This window comes from Gracilimonas sp., from assembly GCF_031581265.1.
Taxonomy (GTDB): Bacteria; Bacteroidota; Rhodothermia; order Balneolales; family Balneolaceae; genus Gracilimonas.
This window is the reverse complement of record NZ_JAVLBQ010000061.1, coordinates 1-3,164: the sequence shown is the minus strand read 5'-3', so window position 1 is coordinate 3,164 and position 3,164 is coordinate 1. Positions and strand designations below refer to the sequence as shown.

Genomic DNA, 3,164 nt, shown 5'->3' with positions numbered 1-3,164 from the left:
TCCCAATCCCTAAAAACTCACGTCATTGCGAGGAGCCGACCGGGTATAATCCAAGGCTGGTTGCCTTACGACGCGGCAATCTCCTTGACGAAGACTTGTTCTTAAACAACGATTCTGTGGTGACTGCATTTCCACCATCAAACAGATTGCCGCAGGCTGTATTCGCTATCGCTCAAGTCAGCCTTCGCAATGACGATGTCGTGGTGTATTTTCTAATACCACCTCCCAACCCCTAAAAACTCACGTCATTGCGAGGAGCCAACAGTGGATAACGCAGGGCTGGTTGCCTTACGACGCGGCAATCTCCTTGACGCGAATTGGGATCTCCAACAACGAACCCCATTACCATGTGGCCTAACCAATGTCCGGATGTTAAATTTGAGGAGCCGTAGGGCAAGGGCCGGGCGCTTGAGCCCCGTACATACCAGTCGGTGGGATTGGGTGCTGTAGTAAAAGGCATGCTGTTAAAGCCACCACCCAGATTTTTAAAAAATGTCATCCCGGACAAGTTGGAGTGAATGCGTAGACGCCGATCCGGGATCTCCTTAATACCATTCCCCTAAAGCTAACAACCCGTCATTGTCCCGTGCGTACTGGACGGGGTAATCTCTCTGACAGAACATGTGTTCTCGAACAACGAGAAAGGCTGAAATTCAGATGAGTTATCATATTGTAAAAATTTGAGGTTTTTCTTGTTTTGTGTATTAAGAATTATAACATTATATCTCTCTCAGAATGATTATTAAGGTATTTATTGCATACACTCTCCCTTAAACAAATTTTATGAGAGAAGTGCTTTTTATCCAGCTTTTATTATTTTATAATTAATTATATTAGGTACATAAAACTTCACATATAAACAACGGAACCATCTTATGAAGATTATAGATATAATTTTTAAGAACTCGCTTATAGCGATGCTGACACTGTTTTTGATAAGCAGTACAGCTATTGCTCAAGTGTCGCTTGATTTCGGGGGAGACCTTTCCGGTAGAACCGGAGACGCATTTACTCTCGATGTACAAGCAGATTTAGACGATAATGAAATAGATAACTTTGACTTCGAATTTGAATACGATACCACACAGATAGCAATAGATTCTATTACTGCAGGACCGCTTATCACGGGTCCATTTGAAGCCAACGAACCTGATATGGGTCGTTATATATTAGCAACTTATGGTAACGGAAGTGGCATCACCGGCAATACCGTACTGTTTACGGTACATGGTATGTTCAAAAGTTCAGATGTTAACGAATCAGGTATTCAATTTACTGAAATCAATGTAGGAAACAACTTAAGTACCGATGCAAGTACCCCATTTGATATTACAACGACATCAAGTGATACCATCTTTGAACTACCGGATATTGAAGCAGATAACTATCAGTCTCTCGAAGTTGAGATTTCAACTGATGACCTGAGCTCGCTCGATATCGGTTCATATCAATTCAAAATGAACTACGATGCTGATGCCTTACAAATCAATGATGTAATGACATCAGGAACAGTGTCCGAAAATGGCCAAGCAAGTTTTAATGCCGACAACGGTGTTTTATCTGTTGCATGGGCCGGTTCTTCAAATATTGGAGAAGGTGGTGTATTGCTAAAAATGGATATCAAAATATTAGGTGAAATTGAAGGCAGTCCTGTTCAATTTAGTGATATACAATTCTTTAACGATAATGGTGATGTAGTACCTGTAACCGGCGTAGGAAGTGAACTAACTTCAAACCTTGCTACAATTTCTATGAAAACAGCACGCGGACTGGAGAATGATTCAAAAATAATGATCTCAGGTATTGTGACTTCAAATGATTTTGGATTTAGTGTAAATAATTTCTACATCCAGGATGAAACTGCCGGCATGGCAACCGTAGGTTTTGACTTTCCAGCAAATAATGATAGCGAAGGTACGGTATTTGAACCGGGTCAAGAGCTTACTCTTATAGGTGAAAGAGACACATTCAGAGACCAAGTCCAGATTGTGATAGATTCTTATGAAATTATATCAGAAGGAAATACACTGCCTGAACCGATACTAATTACTTCTACAGATCAGTGGACTGTCGATTCCGAGTACCAGGGAATGCGTGTTACATTGGAAAATATGTATCTCCCTGAAAATGCTGACTGGCCTGAGGATGCTATAGATTCCGGGGCCGGTTTAACGACTGAGCTTGTAGGAAACCTTGATACCACAGCTGATACTTTCTTGGTCTTCATTGATCGTGGTGAGTCTTATTTTGACGGTTCAGAGCGCCCCCAGGGAGACTTTAATATGACAGGAGTAATGGGAAGATTTTATGATGATGTACAGCTCTACCCATTCTTCCAGGATGAACTTGGAATAGCTACTACCATTGAACCTCCTGTGACTGAAACTCCATCTGAATTTCAGTTAAAGCAAAACTACCCGAACCCATTTAACCCCACAACGCAGATTACCTATAACATTCCTGAGGCGTCAAATGTAACGCTTGAGGTCTATAATGCACTGGGGCAAAAAGTTAGCACATTGGTTAACAATAGAATGCCAATGGGGAGCCACACAGTTACCTTCAATGCTGAGAACCTAACAAGTGGTGTATATTTTGCCAGGATACAAGCCGGCAATTTCGTAACTACCAAGAAAATGTTATTACTGAAGTAATTTCAGTTTATTAATATTATCGAGTCTTACTAAAAAGGCACCCAAAAGGGTGCCTTTTTTATGGGTAATATTTTTGGTTATTGGTTGGACACCAAAAAAATACATAATAACCCCAGTCATTGCGAGGAGCCCAAAAAGTATAACGCAGGCTTTGTTGCTTTACGACGAAGCAATCTCCCTGATACGACTTGGGTGCTATAACAACGAAACGTTGGCAAGTACGTTGCTACGATTAAAAAGATTGCCCCCGACAACGAATTGTACGGGACAGGCACAGGCTGTATTCGCTATCGCTCAAGTCAGCCTTCGCAATGACGATGTCGTGGTGAGTTTTTTAATACCACTTCCCAACCCATAAAAACCCCAGTCATTGCGAGGAGCCCATAAAGTAAAATCAGGTTTGGAAATTCGAACGACGAAGCAATCTCCCTGATACAATTTAGGAACTCCAACAACGAAACGATAGCAATTGCATACCCAAGATTCAACAGATTGCCACGGAATTTGCTC

3 protein-coding genes are annotated in these 3,164 nt (G+C 41.5%); 2 read left to right on the top strand and 1 reads right to left on the bottom strand.

The window, feature by feature from the left end; translation table 11 throughout:
* Both RI561_RS13715 and RI561_RS13710 read left to right on the top strand, forming a co-directional pair.
* On the top strand, positions 1-236 hold a 236-nt coding region (locus tag RI561_RS13715), incomplete at its 5' end, for a hypothetical protein (protein ID WP_395080813.1).
* A gap of 639 nt (positions 237-875) precedes the next feature.
* A complete protein-coding gene (locus RI561_RS13710; protein ID WP_395080812.1) occupies positions 876-2,654 on the top strand; it encodes a cohesin domain-containing protein in 1,779 nt (592 codons plus the stop codon).
* Between the two features lie 294 nt (positions 2,655-2,948).
* On the opposite strand, the gene RI561_RS13705 is transcribed toward RI561_RS13710, so the two are convergent.
* Positions 2,949-3,164, bottom strand: a 216-nt coding sequence (locus RI561_RS13705) for a hypothetical protein (protein ID WP_395080811.1), incomplete at its 5' end; no start/stop codon positions are given.

Excerpts from the sequence above, each read along its gene's own strand:
- RI561_RS13710 (WP_395080812.1), top strand. The coding sequence starts at position 876 with ATGAAGATTATAGATATAATTTTTAAGAACTCGCTTATAGCGATGCTG.